Origin of the sequence: Curtobacterium sp. PhB142, assembly GCF_004341255.1 — a bacterium.
Lineage (GTDB): Bacteria > Actinomycetota > Actinomycetes > Actinomycetales > Microbacteriaceae > Curtobacterium.
Map to the genome: position 1 here is coordinate 130845 of NZ_SLUT01000003.1, position 16471 is coordinate 147315.

The following is a 16471-nucleotide window of genomic DNA, read 5'->3' on the forward strand; positions in this document are numbered from 1 at the left end:
CGCGCGCAGGCACCTGTGCACAACAGACCCGTGCACAGACTGGAGGCTCTCCACACGTGTGCGAAGAGCCTCCAGTCGGTCGGACGGTCGCGTTCAGCCCGCGATGCGCTCCCGCACGATCGGCCCGCGGGCCGCCACGGCAGCGTCGGACGAGCCGATCGACCACGCACCCTCGAGCGCCTCGAGCGCGCGCGGGATCCGCGAGACGTCATCGGTGTGCAGCGTCCAGAGCGGCTGCCCCTCGGTCACGGTGTCACCGGGCTTGACGTGCAGCTCGAGGCCCGCCCCGGCCTGCACCGGGTCCTGCGCGCGGGCACGACCGGCACCGAGGCGCCAGGCCGAGACGCCGAACGGCAGGGCGTCCTGCTGCGCCAGCACACCGGACGACGGCGCCGTGACGACGTGCTGCTCGCGAGCGACCGGCAACGCGGCGGAGGGGTCCCCACGCTGCGCGGAGATCATCCGGCGCCAGGTGTCCATCGCCCGGCCGTCGGCCAGTGCAGCCGCAGGATCGGCGTCCGGCATCCCGGCGAGCGTCAGCATCTCCGAGGCCAGTGCCACGGTCAGCTCCACGACGTCGGCCGGACCGCCGCCCTCCAGCACCTCGACCGACTCCCGCACCTCGAGCGCGTTGCCGATCGTCAGGCCGAGCGGGACCTCCATGTCGGTCAGCAGCGCCGACGTCTTCACCCCGGCGTCGTTCCCGAGGTCGACCATCGTCTGCGCGAGCTCGCGCGACGCCTCGTACGTCGGCATGAACGCACCGGAGCCGAACTTCACGTCGAGCACGAGCGCACCGGTGCCCTCGGCGATCTTCTTCGACATGATGCTCGACGCGATGAGCGGGATGCACTCGACGGTGCCGGTGATGTCGCGCAGGGCGTACAGCTTCTTGTCGGCCGGTGCGAGACCCGAGCCGGCGGCGCAGATGACCGCACCGACGTCGGACAGGATCTCCATCATCCGGTCGTTCGACAGCGCAGCCTGCCACCCGGGGATCGACTCGAGCTTGTCGAGCGTCCCGCCGGTGTGGCCGAGGCCACGGCCGGACAGCTGCGGCACCGCGACGCCGAACGACGCCACCAGCGGTGCGAGCGGCAGCGTGATCTTGTCGCCGACCCCGCCCGTGGAGTGCTTGTCGACGGTCGTCTTGCCGAGCGACCCGAACGACATCCGCTCCCCCGACGCGATCATCGCGAGCGTGAGGTCCTTGACCTCGCGCCGCTCCATCCCGTTCAGGAAGATCGCCATCGCCATCGCGGCCATCTGCGGGTCCTCGACGTAGCCGCGGGTGTACGCGTCGACGAGCCAGTCGACCTCGGCGGTGCTCAGGGCGCCGCCGGATCGCTTCGTGCGGATGAGGTCGACGGTGTCGAACGGCTCGACGGCCATGGGGATCAGTGCTCCTGCTGGTAGGTGGCGAGGGTGCGCGGCCCGAACGCGTCGGGCAGGACCTCGTCGATGGTGCGGATGCCCGAGACCGTCTCGAGGAGCATGCCCTCGATCGAGTGCTCGAACAGCAGCTGGCGGCAGCGGCCGCAGGGCATGAGGGTCGCCCCGTCGCCGTCGACGCACGTGAACGCGACGAGCTTGCCGCCGCCGGTCATGTGCAGCTGCGACACGAGCGAGCACTCCGCGCAGAGCGTCACCCCGTAGCTCGCGTTCTCGACGTTGCAGCCGGAGACGATCCGGCCGTCGTCGGTGAGCGCCGCGGCTCCCACCGGGAACGACGAGTACGGCGCGTAGGCGCGCCGCATCGCGGCCGTGGCCGCATCTCGGAGGGCGCCCCAGTCCACGTCGTCGACCGGGAGGCCCGTGGCTGCGTCCGCCCCGTCCGCGGCGGTGTCGCCGCCTCCCGCGCGGAGGGCCGTGGCCGGGTCCGTCCAGGCGATCGCGTCGGTGGACGCGGCCGTGCCGTCGTCCGCAGCGTGCGTGTCGGTCATGTGCCGTGCCTCCTGGCCGTCAGCTTTTGATGTAGGGCTTGCCGGACGCGGCGGGACCGCGCGACTGCCCGACCAGGCCGGCCACCGCGAAGATCGTCACCACGTACGGCAGCATCAGCAGGAACTCGCTCGGCACGGGCGAGTCGATCGCCCCGAGCGTGTTCTGCAGGTTCGACGCGAAGCCGAACAGCAGCGCCGCCAACGTGGCCTTGATCGGGTCCCAGCGGCCGAAGATGACGGCGGCCAGGGCGATGTAGCCGGCGCCCGCGGTCATGTCCTTCGTGAACGGCCCGACCGCGTCGAGCGTGAAGTACGCGCCACCGAGGCCGGCGATCGCGCCGGCGAGCGACACGTTCCAGAACCGGGTGCTCGTGACGTTGATGCCCACCGTGTCGGCCGCCTGCGGGTGCTCGCCGACCGCGCGGAGGCGCAGGCCCCAGCGGGTCTTGAACAGGCCGAAGGTGACGACCGCGACGGCCACGTACGCCAGGTAGACGATGACGCTCTGCTCGAAGAACACCGGACCGATGACCGGGATCTGGTGGAGCAGCGGGATCTCGAACTTCGGGAACCGGACGCCGACGTTGAGCGTGGTCTCGTTCGGGGACAGCACCTGCGAGTACAGGAAGCCGGTCAGCCCCGAGATGAGGGCGTTGATGACGACACCGACGATGACCTGGTCGACGAGGTACTTGATGCTGAACGCGGCCAGGATGAACGAGACGAGCACACCGGCGACGAGCGCACCGACGAGTCCGACCCACGCGGAGCCGGTGAGCGACGCGATGAGCGCCGAGGTGAACGCGCCCGCGAGGAACTGGCCCTCGATGGCGATGTTGACCACGCCGACCCGCTCGGAGATGACGCCGCCGAGGGCACCGAACACGAGCGGGACGCTCAGCCCGAGTGCGCCGACCAGCAGGCCGGGCAGCGGGATCGTCGCGCCGGCCGCTGCCCACGTCAGGAAGCCGACGACGAAGACGATCGCGAAGACCGACGTGACCCAGAGCGGGACGTGCCGGTAGGCGCGGACCTCGACGAAGGCGTAGACCGTGGCGATCGCCAGGAGCACGACCACGACGTAGCCGGTCGGCGCCGCCGACAGCGGGACGTTCGGCAGCGCGACGAAGTCGCCGGCGTTCGCGAGCCGGAAGGTGGTCGTGCCGGCGCGGCTGAGCAGGACGAAGAACACGACCGCGAGCAGCGTGAACACCGCGTACCCGATCGGGAGCTTCCAGCTGCGGGTCGTCTCGACCGGACGGTCGGACAGGGGCGACGCGGGCGCCGCGGTGGGGCTGAGGGTGCTCACGCGGCGACCGCCTTCTTGCTGTTCTTGCTCGTCTTCGTGCGCTGGCGGGCTCCCGGCTGCGGGATCCGGAAGATCGCGCGGACGAGCGGCGGCGCCGCGATGAACAGGACGATGAGGGCCTGGATGACACCGACGATGTCGATCGGGATGCCGTTGGCGGCCTGCATGGCGTAGCCGCCGTTCTTCAGCACACCGAACAGGATCGCGGCCCAGAACACGCCCCACGGCTTCGAGCGGCCGAGCAGCGCGACGGTGATCGCGTCGAAGCCGATGCCGGCGTCGATGCCCGAGGTGAAGCCCGTCGTGACCGCACCCTGCACCTGGTAGGCACCGGCGATGCCGACGAGGGCACCGGAGATGACCATCACCCAGATCGTCAGTGCCGGCACGCTCATGCCGGCGACGCGGGCGGCGCGGGGGTTCTCACCGATGGTGCGGAACCGGAAGCCGAGCGACGACTTGTTGACGAGCCACCAGACCACGACGACGGCGATGATCGCGACGATGAAGCCGAGGTCCACGCCGTACCGCACGCCGAACAGCTGCGGCAGCAGGGCGCTGTCCTTCGTTGCCGGGGAGATCGGGTTGCTGCTGCCCGGAGCCTGGAGCAGACCGGGAGTCCGGAGCAGGTAGCTGACCAGGTAGAGCGCGACGTAGTTGAGCATGATCGTGACGACCACCTCGTTCGCACCCGTGCGCGCCTTGAGGACACCGACGATTCCTCCCCAGACCGCACCGCCGACGATGCCGGCGACGATCGTGAGCGGGATGTGGATCGCGGCGGGTCCGTCGAACGAGAACCCGACCCAGCCGGCGGCCGCGGCCCCCATCAGGATCTGGCCCTGGCCGCCGATGTTGAACAGCCCGGCGCGGAAGGACAGCGCGATCCCGAGGCCGGCGACGACGAGCGGCACCGCGTAGTCGATCGACCGGGTGAGCGGGGCGATCGCCTGCTGGAAGCTGGTGGCGCCGAAGTTGACCACCGAGCCCTGGAACAGCGAGGCGTAGGCGCCGCCGACCGCGGTGCCGATGGCCTGGAGCATGTCGGCGGGACGGGCGAAGAAGTAGCCGGCCGTGGCGCGGACGTTCTCGTCGGTCAGGGCGATGAGGATGCCGCAGGCGACGAGGGCAAGGACGACCGCGAGGACCGTGACGAGCACGGAGCCGTTCAGGATGCTCTGCGTCGCGGCGTGCCAGCGGTCGGTGCCGGGGGCGCCGTTGCGGCGCTCAGTGTCGTCCGCCGAGTCCGTCATCAGGTGCGGGGTCTCCGGGGCCTCCTGCAGACGGTCGTCGGTGAGCGGCTGCTGCGTGTTGTCTGGGTCCTGCGCGGTCACGCTGCCAGCTCCGTTCCTTCTGGGATCTCGCCGGCCATCATGAGGCCGAGGACGTCTCGCGGGGTGGTCGCCGGCACGATCCCGACGATGCCGCCGCGGTACATGACGGCGATGCGGTCGGCCAGTGCCACGACCTCGTCGAGCTCGGTGGAGACGACGATGACGGGCACACCGGTGTCGCGGGTGGCGACGATGCGCTTGTGCACGAACTCGATCGACCCGACGTCGATGCCGCGCGTGGGCTGCGCGGCGACGAACAGCCGGAGCTCGCGGCTGAGCTCCCGGGCGAGGACGATCTTCTGCTGGTTGCCGCCGGACAGCCGACCGGCAGCGGTCGCGCGGCCCGGCGTGCGGATGTCGAACTCGGCGATCTTCTCGTCGGCGAAGGCGTCGCGCTCGGCGGCACGGATGGTGCCAGCGCGGACGAACGCGTCGTGGTCGGACCGGTCGAGCATGAGGTTCTCCGCGATCGTGAACTCGCCGACCAGGCCGTCCTCCTTGCGGTCCTCGGGGACGAAGCCGACGCCGGCGTCGAGCACCTGCTTGACGCTGCGGCCGGTGAGCTCCTTGCCGTCCAGCGTGATGCGGCCGGCGTGGACGGGCTCGAGACCGAGGATCGCCTCGGTGAGCTCGGTCTGCCCGTTGCCCTGCACCCCGGCGATCGCCAGGACCTCGCCACGACGGACCGAGAACGACACGTCGTCGACGAGCACGATGCCGGACGGGTCGGTCACGGTGAGGCCCTCGACGACCAGGGCGTCCTCGCCACCGGTCGACGGCGTCTTGTCGACGACGAGGGAGACCGCGCGGCCGACCATCATCGCGGCCAGCTCGTTGTTGGTCGCCGCGGGCGAGGCCTCGCCGACGACCTTGCCGAGCCGGATCACCGTGATGCGGTCGGCGACCTCGCGGACCTCGCGGAGCTTGTGGGTGATGAAAACGATCGCGGTGCCGGCCTCGCGGAGCTGCCGCATGATGCCCATCAGCTCGTCGGTCTCCTGCGGGGTGAGGACGGCCGTCGGCTCGTCGAACACCAGCACGGAGGCGTCGCGGGAGAGCGCCTTGATGATCTCCACACGCTGCTGGACGCCGACGGGCAGGTCCTCGATCTTGGCGTCGGGGTCGACGTCGAACCCGAAGCGGTCGGAGATCTCCTTGACCCGCTTGCGGGCGCCGGCCAGGTCGAGCCGCCCACCGAAGGTGGTCTGCTCCTGACCGAGCATGACGTTCTCGGCGACGGTGAAGACGGGGACGAGCATGAAGTGCTGGTGCACCATGCCGATGCCGGCGCGCATGGCGTCACCGGGGCCGTCGAAGTCCTGGACCACGTCGTCGAGCAGGATCTCGCCCTCGTCGGCGTCGTACAAGCCGTAGAGGACGTTCATCAGGGTGGACTTGCCGGCGCCGTTCTCACCCAGGAGGCAGTGAACCTCACCCGGCTCGACGGTGAGCGAGATGTGGTCGTTGGCGACCAGGGCGCCGAACCGCTTGGTGATGCCGCGGAGTTCGAGCTTCATGTTCGGGAGTCTATTTCTGTCTCGAGTGCGCCACGCGGGCGCACGGTCGCGTGCACCGCTCGGGCGCACGGTATCGCGTGCACCGCTCGGGCGCACGAGAACGCGGGCGAGGGAAGCCCCTCGCCCGCGTTCGTCGGGTCAGGACTGGGTCTTGACCTTGATCGAGCCGTCGATGATGCCGGCCTTGATGTCGTCCAGTTCGCCCTGCAGGCCCTTGTCGACCTTGGACTCGTAGTCGTGGAACGGCGCGATGCCGACGCCCTCGTTCTCGAGCGTGCCCACGTACGGGGTCTTCGAGAACTTCTTGTCGGCCGCCTGCTCGACGACGTCCTTCACGGCCGGGCGCATGCCCTTCTCGACCGAGGTGAAGGCGATGTCCTTGTAGCGCGGGTCGGCCTCGTAGAGGTCGCTGTCCGCACCGATCAGGACGGAGCCGTTGTCGGCGTCCTTGATGGCCTCGGCAGCCGACTGGTAGATCGGACCGCCGACGGGCAGGATCACGTCGGCGTCCTGGTCGAGGAGCGTCTGCGCGACCGACTTGGCCTGCGTGCCGGCCTCGAAGCCACCGGTGAAGGAGCCCTTGCCGGTGTCGACGTTCCAGCCCTTGACCTGGACGTCCTTGTCCTTCTGCTCGTTGTAGTACTTCACGCCGTCCGCGAAGCCGTCCATGAAGATGGTGACGGTCGGGATCTGCATGCCGCCGAAGGTGCCGACGACGCCGGTCTTCGAGTAGGACGCCGCTGCGTAGCCGGCGAGGAACGCGGCCTGCGAGGTGTCGAACGTGATCGGCTTGACGTTCTTCGCGTCGATCGAGCTGTCGTCGATGATCGCGAAGTCGGTGTCGGGGTTCGCCGCGGCCTGCTTCTTCGTGGCGTCGGCGAGGTTGAAGCCGACGGTCACGACGAGGTTGCAGTTCTGGCCGATGAGCTGCTGGATGTTCGAGTCGTAGACGGTGGCGTCCTTCGACTCGGCTTCCTTGTAGGTGGCACCGAGGTCCTTGGCGGCGTCCTTCATGCCCTCGTAGCCGAGCTGGTTGAACGACTTGTCGTCGAAGCCACCGGCGTCGGAGACCATGCAGGGGCGGAAGTCGGTCTTCTTGGCGGTCGTCGTGTCGGACGGCGCCGAGGCGCAGCCTGCGAGGACGGCGGCGGTGCCGAGGAGCGCGAAGCCGCTGAGGACGACGCGTCGGGTACGAGATGTCACGGGTGGGTTCCTCCGGGGAGCGTGCCCGGACCACGTGCGTTCCGGGCGATCGTGGCGACAGTACACGACCGCCCGGCCGGTACAGGACCCGTTCTGAGCACCGGACGGATCAGTTACGGGATCGCGACCGCGCCGAAACGCGCCCGTAACGCGGGGTCACGCCCGGACCCCCAGTTCGAGGGGTTTGTCGGTGGAGCGCTACAGGACGTCGCCGCGGCCGCTGATCTTGAGCGCATCCACGACGCCCTTGACCCGCTGCGCGTTCGCGCTGGTCGTCACGAGCAGCGCGTCGGGGGTGTCCACGACGACGATGTCCTCGACCCCGATGAGCGAGATGAGCCGCTGGCTGTGCGAGATCACGATGCCGCTCGACGAGTCGGCGAGGATCCGGGCGCCGTCGCCGAGGACGGCAAGGTTGTTCGGGCGACCGCCGGACTGCAGCTTGGCGAGCGAGGCGAAGTCGCCGACGTCGTCCCAGTCGAAGTCACCGGGGACGACCGCCATGCGGCCCGCCGCGGCGGCCGGCTCGGCGACCGTGTAGTCGATCGCGATCTTCTCGAGCGTGGGCCACACCGCGTCGACGACCGCGCCGCGGGCCGAGGTGTCCCAAGCGTCCGCCAGCTCGTTGATGCCGGCCAGCAGCGTCGGGTTGTTCCGGCCGATCTCCTCGAGCAGCACGTCGGCGCGGGCGATGAACATGCCCGCGTTCCACAGGTACGTGCCCTGTTCGACGTAGGAGCGTGCGGTGTCCAGGTCGGGCTTCTCGACGAACGACCGGACGGCGTGCGCGGTCGGTGCGCCCTCGATGTCCAGGGTGTCGCCGTGCGCGTGGATGTACCCGAAGCCGATCGCGGGCTCGGTCGGCGTGATGCCGATGGTGGTGATGTACCCGGCACGGGCGACGGCGACGGCCTCGCGCACGGAACGGCGGAAGCCGCGGGCGTCGCCGATGACGTGGTCGGCGGCGAAGGAGCCGATGACGACGTCGGGTTCGCGGCGCACGAGGATCGCCGCGGCGAGCCCGATGGCCGCCGTGGAGTCCTTCGGCTCGCTCTCGAGCACCACGTTGTGGTCCTCGACTCCCGGCAGTTGCGACTCGACGGCGACGCGGTGCGCCCGTCCGGTCACGACCATGATCCGCTGTTCGCCCGCGAGCGGGGCGAGCCGGTCCCAGGTCTGCCGGAGCAGCGAGGTGCCGGAGCCGGTCAGGTCGTGCAGGAACTTGGGTGCGTCCGCGCGCGACAGCGGCCACAGGCGCGATCCGATGCCCCCTGCGGGGATGATCGCGTAGAAGTCTTCGAGAGCGTCAGCCACGCGCTCACCGTACCGGTCCTGCCGCGCGGATCCTGGGTGGTCTCCGCACGATTCCCGCATGCGGGCTCCCGCAGGGCAGTGACGCGCGTGCGCGCGGCGACGACGTTGCGTTGTTCACCCGTCGCCTCCGCCCCGTTCACGTCGTCGGCCCCGCGGGGTCACGTCACGCCCGGAGCATGGGAAACACCATGAGCGCACGCAGCGTGGAGCGCGGCACGTCCCCCCGGACCGTCGCCGTCGTGACCGAGAGCTTCCTGCCCACCCTCAACGGCGTCACCACCAGCGTCCTGGCGGTCCTCGACCACCTGGAACGCCGAGGCCACCGCGCGGTCGTGATCGCGCCGGACACCCCGGGGCTCGCGCAGTTCCGTTCGCGCAGCAGTGTCGAGCGCTACCGCTCCTTCGACGTGCACCGGATCCCCGCCGTCGCGTACCGGCAGTTCCCCGTCGCACTCCCCCACCCCGTCCTCGACACGATCCTCGCCGCCTCCGGCGCCGACGTGCTCCACGCCGCGAGTCCGTTCCTGTTGGGTGGGCGCGCGATCACGGCAGCCGGGAGGCTCGGCATCCCCTCCGTCGCCGTCTTCCAGACCGACGTGGCCGGTTTCGCCCGCCGCAACGGGTTGACGGCGACCGTCCCGTTGGTCCGCAGGATCCTCGGCCGCATCCACGCCGGCGCCTCGCTGACGCTCGCGCCGTCGAGCGCGACCGCCGCGATGCTCGCCGAGGACGGCGTCCCCCGCGTCGCACGGTGGGGGCGCGGGGTCGACACCGAGCTCTTCCACCCGGCCCGACGGGAGTCCGCCCACGTCCGAGCGCTCCGACGCCGGATCGCGCCGCACGGCGAGACGATCGTCGGCTACGTCGGACGGCTGGCCCCGGAGAAGGAGGTCGAACGGCTCGCCGAGCTCGGCGGGATCCCCGGCATCCGCGTCGTCGTGGCCGGCGGTGGACCGTCCCGCGCGCTGCTCGAACGGCGACTGCGGCACCTCGACGTCACCTTCACCGGACCGTTGCGCGGCGACGCCCTCGCCGACGCGTACGCCTCGCTCGACCTCTTCGTGCACACCGGTCCGGCCGAGACCTTCGGGCAGACCCTCCAGGAAGCGCACGCCTCGGGGCTGCCGGTGATCGCGCCGGCGTCGGGTGGTCCGCTCGACCTCGTCGCCCCCGGACTCGACGGCGAGCTCTACGACACCGACGCACCACAGGCCCTGCGACAGGCGGTCCTGCGGCTCCACCACGACCGCGCACTCGCGGAACGGATGGGATCGGCGGGCCGTCTCCGGGTCGAGGGCACCACGTGGGAGGCCGTCGGCGACCAGCTCCTGGGGCACCACGACACGGCCAGGAACATCGGCGCGCCGCCCGTGGGTCGGGGCCTGCGGGCCGGTCGGGACGAGAAGGTCAGCACCCGCGCATAGGATGGGACGTGTTCCACACGAACACGAACGGCAAGGGCTCGCCGATCGGGCGAGCCCGTCCTATGGAAGGACGAGCTCATGGCTGAGCCCACCGGCGGCGGTACGGCGACCGCCGTCCCCGAAGTCACGATCGAGGCGCCCCGCGCCTCTCGGAAACTCGAGGGCACGCTGTACCGCGGGTCGACCGGCATGTGGTCGTGGGTCCTGCACCGGATCACCGGTGTCGCGATCTACTTCTTCCTGCTCGTGCACATCCTCGACACGGCACTCGTGCGCCTCTCGCCCGAGGCGTACAACGCGGTCATCGGCACGTACAAGACCCCGATCATGAACCTCGGCGAGATCGCCCTGGTGATGGCCATCGTGTTCCACGCGTTCAACGGGCTCCGGATCATCCTCGTCGACTTCTGGTCCAAGGGGCCGAAGTACCAGCGGGCCATGTTCTGGGTCGTCATCGCCCTGTGGGCGATCGCGATCGCGGGCTTCCTGCCCCGCCAGCTCATGAACCTCTTCGCGGACTTCAACTAGAGGGGCACCTGATGACCACGCAGATCGTCGAACCTCCCCGTTCCGCCTCGGCCGCTCGCCGCTCCACCAACTGGGAGAAGTGGGGCTGGATCTACATGCGCGGCTCGGGCGTCCTGCTCGTCGTGCTGATCTTCGGCCACCTCTTCGTCAACATGGTGGCGGGCGAGGGCGTCAAGCAGATCGACTTCGCCTTCGTCGCCGGCAAGTGGGCCAACCCGTTCTGGCAGGTGTGGGACTCCCTCATGCTCGTCCTGGCGCTCATCCACGGCTCGAACGGCATGCGCACGATCGTCAACGACTACGTGTCGAAGCCGGGCATCCGGAAGACGCTCCTCGCCGCGATCCTCATCGCGTGCGTCGTGCTGATCGTCCTCGGCCTGCTCGTCTGCTGGACGTTCGACCCGTGCCCCGCCGGCGCAGCCGCCGCGGACCTGCCCTCCTTCTGCCCGGCGCAGTAGCACCATCGCCGCTGCCGACCGCCTTCCCCCCGTCTACGGAAAGACCCCTGTGACCGAGACCACCGTGCACCACCACCAGTTCGACATCGTCATCATCGGCGCAGGAGGCGCGGGCATGCGTGCCGCGATCGAGGCCGGCCCGAAGGCGAAGACGGCCGTCATCTCGAAGCTCTACCCGACCCGCTCGCACACCGGTGCGGCGCAGGGCGGGATGGCCGCGGCCCTCGCGAACGTCGAAGAAGACTCGTGGGAGTGGCACACCTTCGACACGATCAAGGGCGGCGACTACCTGGTCGACCAGGACGCCGCCGAGATTCTGGCGAAGGAAGCCATCGACGCCGTCATCGACCTCGAGAACATGGGCCTGCCGTTCAACCGCACGCCCGAGGGCAAGATCGACCAGCGTCGCTTCGGCGGCCACACCCGCGACCACGGCAAGTCGCCGGTCCGCCGGGCCTGCTACGCGGCCGACCGCACGGGCCACATGATCCTGCAGACGCTGTTCCAGAACTGCGTCAAGCTCGGCGTCGAGTTCTACAACGAGTTCTACGCGCTCGACCTCATCATGGTAGACGTCGTGGGCGAGGACGGCGTCACGCGCAAGCAGCCGGCCGGCGTCGTCGCGTTCGAGCTCGCCACGGGTGAGCTGCACGTCTTCCACGCCAAGGCGATGATCTTCGCGACCGGCGGCTTCGGCAAGATGTACAAGACCACCTCGAACGCACACACCCTGACCGGCGACGGCGTCGGCATCGTGTGGCGCACGGGCCTGCCGCTCGAGGACATGGAGTTCTTCCAGTTCCACCCGACCGGCCTCGCGGGCCTCGGCATCCTGTTGACCGAGGGTGCTCGTGGCGAAGGTGCGATCCTGCGCAACGCCTCCGGTGAACGCTTCATGGAGCGCTACGCCCCCACCATCAAGGACCTCGCCCCACGTGACATCGTCGCGCGGTGCATGGTGCAAGAGGTGGCAGAGGGCCGCGGTGCCGGCCCGAACAAGGACTACGTCCTGCTCGACTGCACGCACCTCGGTGCCGAGGTCCTCGAGACCAAGCTCCCGGACATCACGGAGTTCGCCCGCACCTACCTCGGCGTCGACCCCGTCGTCGAGCCGGTGCCGGTGATGCCGACCGCGCACTACGCGATGGGTGGCATCCCGACGAACACCGACGCGCAGGTGCTCTACGACAACACCACCGTCGTCCCCGGCCTCTACGCCGCCGGCGAGTGCGCGTGCGTCTCGGTGCACGGCTCGAACCGACTCGGCACGAACTCGCTCCTCGACATCAACGTCTTCGGCAAGCGCTCGGGCAACAACGCCGCCGAGTGGGTCAAGACCGCCGAGTTCCTCCCGCTGCCCGAAGACCCCGCTGCCGGCGTCCGGGCGATGCTCGACCAGCTGCGCGCCTCGACCGGCACCGAGCGCATCGCCGTCCTGCGCAAGGAGCTGCAGGACGAGATGGACAAGAACGCCCAGGTGTTCCGCACCGACGAGTCCCTCGCCCGCGTCACCGAGACCATCCACACGCTCCGGAACCGCTTCATGCAGGTCTCGGTGCAGGACAAGGGCAAGCGGTTCAACACCGACCTGCTCGAGGCCGTCGAGCTCGGGTTCCTGCTCGACCTGGCCGAGGTGGTCGTCTACTCGGCCCGCAACCGCAAGGAGAGCCGCGGCGGCCACATGCGCGACGACTACCCGAAGCGCGACGACGAGAACTACATGCAGCACACGATGGCGTACCTGACGGGCGACCCGCACTCGTCACTCGCCGACGACCACATCACGCTGGACTGGAAGCCGGTCGTCGTGACCCGGTACCAGCCGATGGAGAGGAAGTACTGAGATGACCGACACCCTGGTCTCCGACGCACCCCGGACCGACACCACCGACGCGCCTCCCGGGTCCTTCTCCGTCACGCTCATCATCCGGCGCTTCGACCCGGACGTCGACGACGAGCCGCGCTGGCAGGACTTCGACGTCATGATGCTGCCGACCGACCGCATCCTCGACGCCCTGCACAAGATCAAGTGGGACCAGGACGGCTCCCTGACGTTCCGACGCTCCTGCGCCCACGGGGTCTGCGGCTCGGACGCGATGCGCATCAACGGCCGGAACCGGCTGGCGTGCAAGACCCTGATCAAGGACCTCGACGTCTCGAAGCCGATCTACGTCGAGGCGATCAAGGGCCTGCCGCTCGAGAAGGACCTCGTCGTCGACATGGAGCCCTTCTTCAAGTCCTTCCGCGAGGTCCAGCCGTTCCTGCAGCCGAAGACGGCGCCCACCCCGGGCAAGGAGCGCATCCAGTCGGTGGCCGACCGCGCACGCTTCGACGACACCACGAAGTGCATCCTCTGCGCTGCGTGCACCTCGTCGTGCCCGGTGTTCTGGACCGACGGGCAGTACTTCGGCCCGGCCGCGATCGTGAACGCGCACCGCTTCATCTTCGACTCGCGTGACGACGCCGCCGAGGTCCGCCTCGACATCCTCAACGACAAGGAAGGTGTGTGGCGCTGCCGGACCACCTTCAACTGCACCGACGCCTGCCCCCGTGGCATCCAGGTGACCAAGGCGATCTCCGAGGTCAAGCAGGCCGTTATGCGGGGCCGCGCCTGACACTCGGGGTCGTCCAAGACTCGACATCGACTCCACCGATAGGCTCCGCTCCATGACGTTCGCGGCCACCCGCCCCATCCTCGACCAGCTCGGCTACACGATCCGCTACGTGCAGCTCCCCGGAGAAACCCTGCACGAGCCGCCGGTCGAGGGCGCGCTCCGCGTGGTCCCGGCCGAGGCGTCCGACGAGTTCGCGCTCGAGGTCGTCGACTACGGCACGGCCCGTCGTCTTGCCACCGCGCGCGGTGAGGAGGACGCGGTCGAGATGCTCCGTCGGTTCCTGAACCGGCCGTTCCCGGCTCCGCGCGACATCGCCCGGCACGAGCTCGACGGACTCCGTGACCGTGCAGCGTCGACGTACCCACAGCTGGCACAGCAGGTGTCGCAGGCCGGCGAACAGGGGCTGACCATCCAGATCCCCGCGGGCGTCCCCGTCGACCGCATCGGTGGTCCGGACGGCTACCTGCTGCACCCGCTCGACACCCCGCTGCCGAGCCGGTCGCTGCCGCCGCACGTCGCCGGCGTCCCGGAGACCCACCGCTACCTGGTCGAGCGCCCGTTCATGGTGAACGTCCGCTTCGTGCAGCCGTGGTTCGAGCAGCCGGGCGGTGCGCTCCGCTTCCAGATCGCCGATCCCACGGTCACCGTGCGCGACCTCGTCGTCGACGGTGCACTGGCTCGACTCCGCGTGGTCTGACCCCGCGCACGACGCAGATCGGCCCGCACCGCGCTTTCGCGCAGTGCGGGCCGATTGCCGTTGTGTGGAGTTACGCCTGGTCGGGGCGGTCGTACTGCGCACCAGCCGGGTTCGGCGGCAGGCAGCCGAACACGATCGCGGCGATGCCGACGAACATCCCGATGAGCCAGAGCGGACCGGCGAGGTTCGCGTCGTGCACGCGGCGCCACCCCAGTGCGATGTTCGGGATGAGGGTCGCGAGCCACCACAGGCCGTACAGGACGAGCAGGATGAAGATCCACGCCGGGGGTGCACCCTCGGTCTGGGTGTAGCCGTACTCGTCGGTGGTCGAGGCCGAGACGCTCCACGAGATGATGCCGGCGATGAACCCGCCGTACAGAACGAGGGTCACGATCGCGTTCGCCAGGATCCAGTACCAGTACTCACTGCGGCTGGCGCGCCCGTCGAACCGGGCGTACTTCTTGAAGAAGCGCGTGAAGGCGTCGAGGAACCCTGCACCGTAGAACGGTGCCCACAGCGGCGGAGCTCCGTCGGGCCCGACCGGGATCGGCGGACCGGCCTGCGGGTACGGGTCGGCGTACTGCTGGCCGTACCCGGGCTGCTGACCGTACTGGGCAGGCTGCTGGCCGTACCCGGGCTGCTGACCGTACCCGGGCTGCTGACCGTACTGGGGCTGCTGACCGTACGGACCAGGCTGCTGCCCGTACCCCGGCTGCTGCCCGTACCCCGGCTGCTGACCGTACCCCGGCTGCTGCCCAGGGTCAGGCTGCCCCGACGGCTGGTCGCCGCCAGGCTGGCCCCACTGCGGTGTGTCGTTGCTCATCGAGCGCCGGTCGGTCGGTCGTAGCGCTCGCCCTGCGGGTTCGAGGGCAGCAGGCCGAACACGATACCGACGATGCCGACGAAGATCGCGATGATCCACAGGGCACCGGGCAGGTTCGCGTCGTGCAGGCGTCGCCAGCCGAGGGCGAGCGTCGGGATGATGATCGCGAGACCCCAGAGTCCGAGCAGGATGCCGGCGATCACGAAGAGCGCGGACGGGCTGGTCACCGTCGACTGCACGCTCGCCGAGGTCGCGGTCGACATCGACACCGTCGAGCGCTCCGACGTGGCGAAGCCGATGCCGTACAGGATGCCGAGGACGATGCCGACGATCGCGTTCGCCAGGTACCACCACCAGAACTCGCTGCGGCTCGCGCGGCCGCTGAAGGTCGCGTACTTCTTGAAGAAGCGTCCGACGGCCTTGCCGAAGGAGATCCCGTACCAGGGGGCCCAGATCGGCGGCTCGCCGTTCGGGCCGGTCGCCGGCTGCTGGCCGTACTGCGGCGTTCCGTTGTACGGGTTCGGCTGGCCGCCCGGCTGCTGGCCGGACGGGTTCTGCGGGTACTGGTCACTCACGGTGTCCCCCTCGATCGTTGGCTGGTAGTCGGGTCCGAGTCAACCAGAACCGTCGCGCGGCCGTCGCTCGCTACCCGCGGTGGGGTTCGTCGTACCGCTGCCCCTGCGGGTTCGAGCCCATCAGACCGACGATCAGCGAGAACAGGACGCCGAGCGGCGGGATGATGAAGAGGAAGGCGAAGTACCCGCTCAGGTTCACGTCGTGCAGTCGTCGCACCGTCAGGGCGATGAAGCCGAGAGCGCAGGCCAGGGCCCAGAGCCCGCTCAACCCGTTCGACGCGTCGTCGAAGAACGGCAGCACGTTGAAGAACCCGCCGACGATCCCGGTGGCCGCCGAGCCGATGACGTACCAGAGGGCCCAGAACCAGAACTCCGACTGGCTCGCGCGGCCGTCGAACCGGACGTACTTCTTCCAGAAGCGCGGGAACGCCTGCACGAAGGGGATCCCGTACCAGGGCGCCCACAGCGGGGGCTGGCGCGGGCCGGTCGGCTGCTGGCCGTACGGTCCGGGCTGCTGGCCGTACGGTCCGGGCTGCTGGCCGTACGGTCCGGGCTGCTGGCCGTACGGTCCGGGCTGCTGGCCGTACGGGTTCTGCGGCGGGTACTGGTCACTCACTGGTTCGTTCCTTCCGAGGCCGACTGCGATCACCGTCGAGTCTGGCAGCGGCGGCGGCAGGACGCGTCCCCCCAGCGGAGGACAGCGCAGCGACTGCGCTCCGACAGCGCTCCGA

At 69.7% G+C, this 16471-nt stretch carries 16 protein-coding genes; 6 read left to right on the forward strand and 10 right to left on the reverse strand.

Annotated elements, in window-relative coordinates; genetic code table 11:
• Positions 1 to 93 precede the first annotated feature (93 nt).
• The 7 genes from EDF31_RS06830 to EDF31_RS06860 all read right to left on the reverse strand — a co-directional run bounded on the left by EDF31_RS06830 (position 94) and on the right by EDF31_RS06860 (position 8620).
• A complete protein-coding gene (locus EDF31_RS06830) occupies positions 94 to 1392 on the reverse strand; it encodes a thymidine phosphorylase (protein ID WP_131845641.1) in 1299 nt (432 codons plus the stop codon).
• Positions 1393 to 1397: 5 nt separating this feature from the next.
• The gene (locus EDF31_RS06835) at positions 1398 to 1796 is read right to left on the reverse strand and encodes a cytidine deaminase (protein ID WP_131845845.1); all 399 of its coding nucleotides are present in this window, start codon (positions 1794 to 1796) and stop codon (positions 1398 to 1400) included.
• Between the two features lie 166 nt (positions 1797 to 1962).
• Positions 1963 to 3252, reverse strand: a complete 1290-nt coding sequence (locus EDF31_RS06840; RefSeq protein WP_123338926.1) for an ABC transporter permease — start codon at positions 3250 to 3252, stop codon at positions 1963 to 1965.
• The gene (locus EDF31_RS06845) at positions 3249 to 4505 is read right to left on the reverse strand and encodes an ABC transporter permease (RefSeq protein WP_207896158.1); all 1257 of its coding nucleotides are present in this window, start codon (positions 4503 to 4505) and stop codon (positions 3249 to 3251) included. The genes EDF31_RS06840 and EDF31_RS06845 overlap by 4 nt, the downstream gene beginning before the upstream one ends.
• A gap of 77 nt (positions 4506 to 4582) precedes the next feature.
• Entirely contained in the window at positions 4583 to 6103 is a 1521-nt protein-coding gene (locus tag EDF31_RS06850; protein ID WP_123292184.1) for an ABC transporter ATP-binding protein, read from the reverse strand.
• Positions 6104 to 6241: 138 nt separating this feature from the next.
• Positions 6242 to 7306: a BMP family ABC transporter substrate-binding protein gene (locus tag EDF31_RS06855; RefSeq protein ID WP_123292183.1), complete on the reverse strand. Its 1065-nt coding sequence runs from the start codon at positions 7304 to 7306 to the stop codon at positions 6242 to 6244.
• A 198-nt stretch (positions 7307 to 7504) separates the two neighbouring features.
• Positions 7505 to 8620 (reverse strand): mannose-1-phosphate guanylyltransferase, encoded by a 1116-nt coding sequence (locus tag EDF31_RS06860; protein WP_123672266.1) that lies wholly within the window; start codon positions 8618 to 8620, stop codon positions 7505 to 7507.
• A gap of 188 nt (positions 8621 to 8808) precedes the next feature.
• On the opposite strand from EDF31_RS06860, the gene EDF31_RS06865 reads away from it, so the two are divergent.
• The 6 genes from EDF31_RS06865 (at position 8809) to EDF31_RS06890 (ending at position 14342) form a co-directional block, all read left to right on the forward strand.
• A complete protein-coding gene (locus EDF31_RS06865; protein ID WP_235035928.1) occupies positions 8809 to 10044 on the forward strand; it encodes a glycosyltransferase family 1 protein in 1236 nt (411 codons plus the stop codon).
• A gap of 78 nt (positions 10045 to 10122) precedes the next feature.
• Positions 10123 to 10572, forward strand: a complete 450-nt coding sequence (sdhC, locus tag EDF31_RS06870) for a succinate dehydrogenase, cytochrome b556 subunit (RefSeq protein ID WP_131845642.1) — start codon at positions 10123 to 10125, stop codon at positions 10570 to 10572.
• An 11-nt stretch (positions 10573 to 10583) separates the two neighbouring features.
• Positions 10584 to 11030, forward strand: coding sequence for a succinate dehydrogenase, hydrophobic membrane anchor protein (gene sdhD / locus EDF31_RS06875; RefSeq protein WP_111086628.1), 447 nt, complete (start codon positions 10584 to 10586; stop codon positions 11028 to 11030).
• A gap of 49 nt (positions 11031 to 11079) precedes the next feature.
• Complete coding sequence (gene sdhA, locus EDF31_RS06880) at positions 11080 to 12873, forward strand: succinate dehydrogenase flavoprotein subunit (RefSeq protein ID WP_111086629.1); 1794 nt, start codon at positions 11080 to 11082, stop codon at positions 12871 to 12873.
• 1 nt (position 12874) lies between these two features.
• Positions 12875 to 13645, forward strand: coding sequence for a succinate dehydrogenase iron-sulfur subunit (locus tag EDF31_RS06885; RefSeq protein ID WP_123292177.1), 771 nt, complete (start codon positions 12875 to 12877; stop codon positions 13643 to 13645).
• A gap of 52 nt (positions 13646 to 13697) precedes the next feature.
• Positions 13698 to 14342 carry a TNT domain-containing protein gene (locus tag EDF31_RS06890; RefSeq protein WP_111086631.1) on the forward strand — a complete coding sequence of 215 codons (645 nt, stop codon included), beginning with the start codon at positions 13698 to 13700 and terminating at the stop codon, positions 14340 to 14342.
• A gap of 70 nt (positions 14343 to 14412) precedes the next feature.
• Here the strand turns inward: EDF31_RS06890 and EDF31_RS20165 are convergent, their stop codons facing one another.
• The 3 genes from EDF31_RS20165 to EDF31_RS06910 all read right to left on the reverse strand — a co-directional run bounded on the left by EDF31_RS20165 (position 14413) and on the right by EDF31_RS06910 (position 16356).
• A complete protein-coding gene (locus tag EDF31_RS20165) occupies positions 14413 to 15165 on the reverse strand; it encodes a DUF805 domain-containing protein (RefSeq protein WP_207896144.1) in 753 nt (250 codons plus the stop codon).
• Positions 15162 to 15740 carry a DUF805 domain-containing protein gene (locus tag EDF31_RS06905; RefSeq protein ID WP_123292176.1) on the reverse strand — a complete coding sequence of 193 codons (579 nt, stop codon included), beginning with the start codon at positions 15738 to 15740 and terminating at the stop codon, positions 15162 to 15164. The genes EDF31_RS20165 and EDF31_RS06905 overlap by 4 nt, the downstream gene beginning before the upstream one ends.
• Before the next feature lie 70 nt (positions 15741 to 15810).
• Positions 15811 to 16356: a DUF805 domain-containing protein gene (locus EDF31_RS06910; protein ID WP_123672268.1), complete on the reverse strand. Its 546-nt coding sequence runs from the start codon at positions 16354 to 16356 to the stop codon at positions 15811 to 15813.
• Positions 16357 to 16471: the final 115 nt, after the last annotated feature.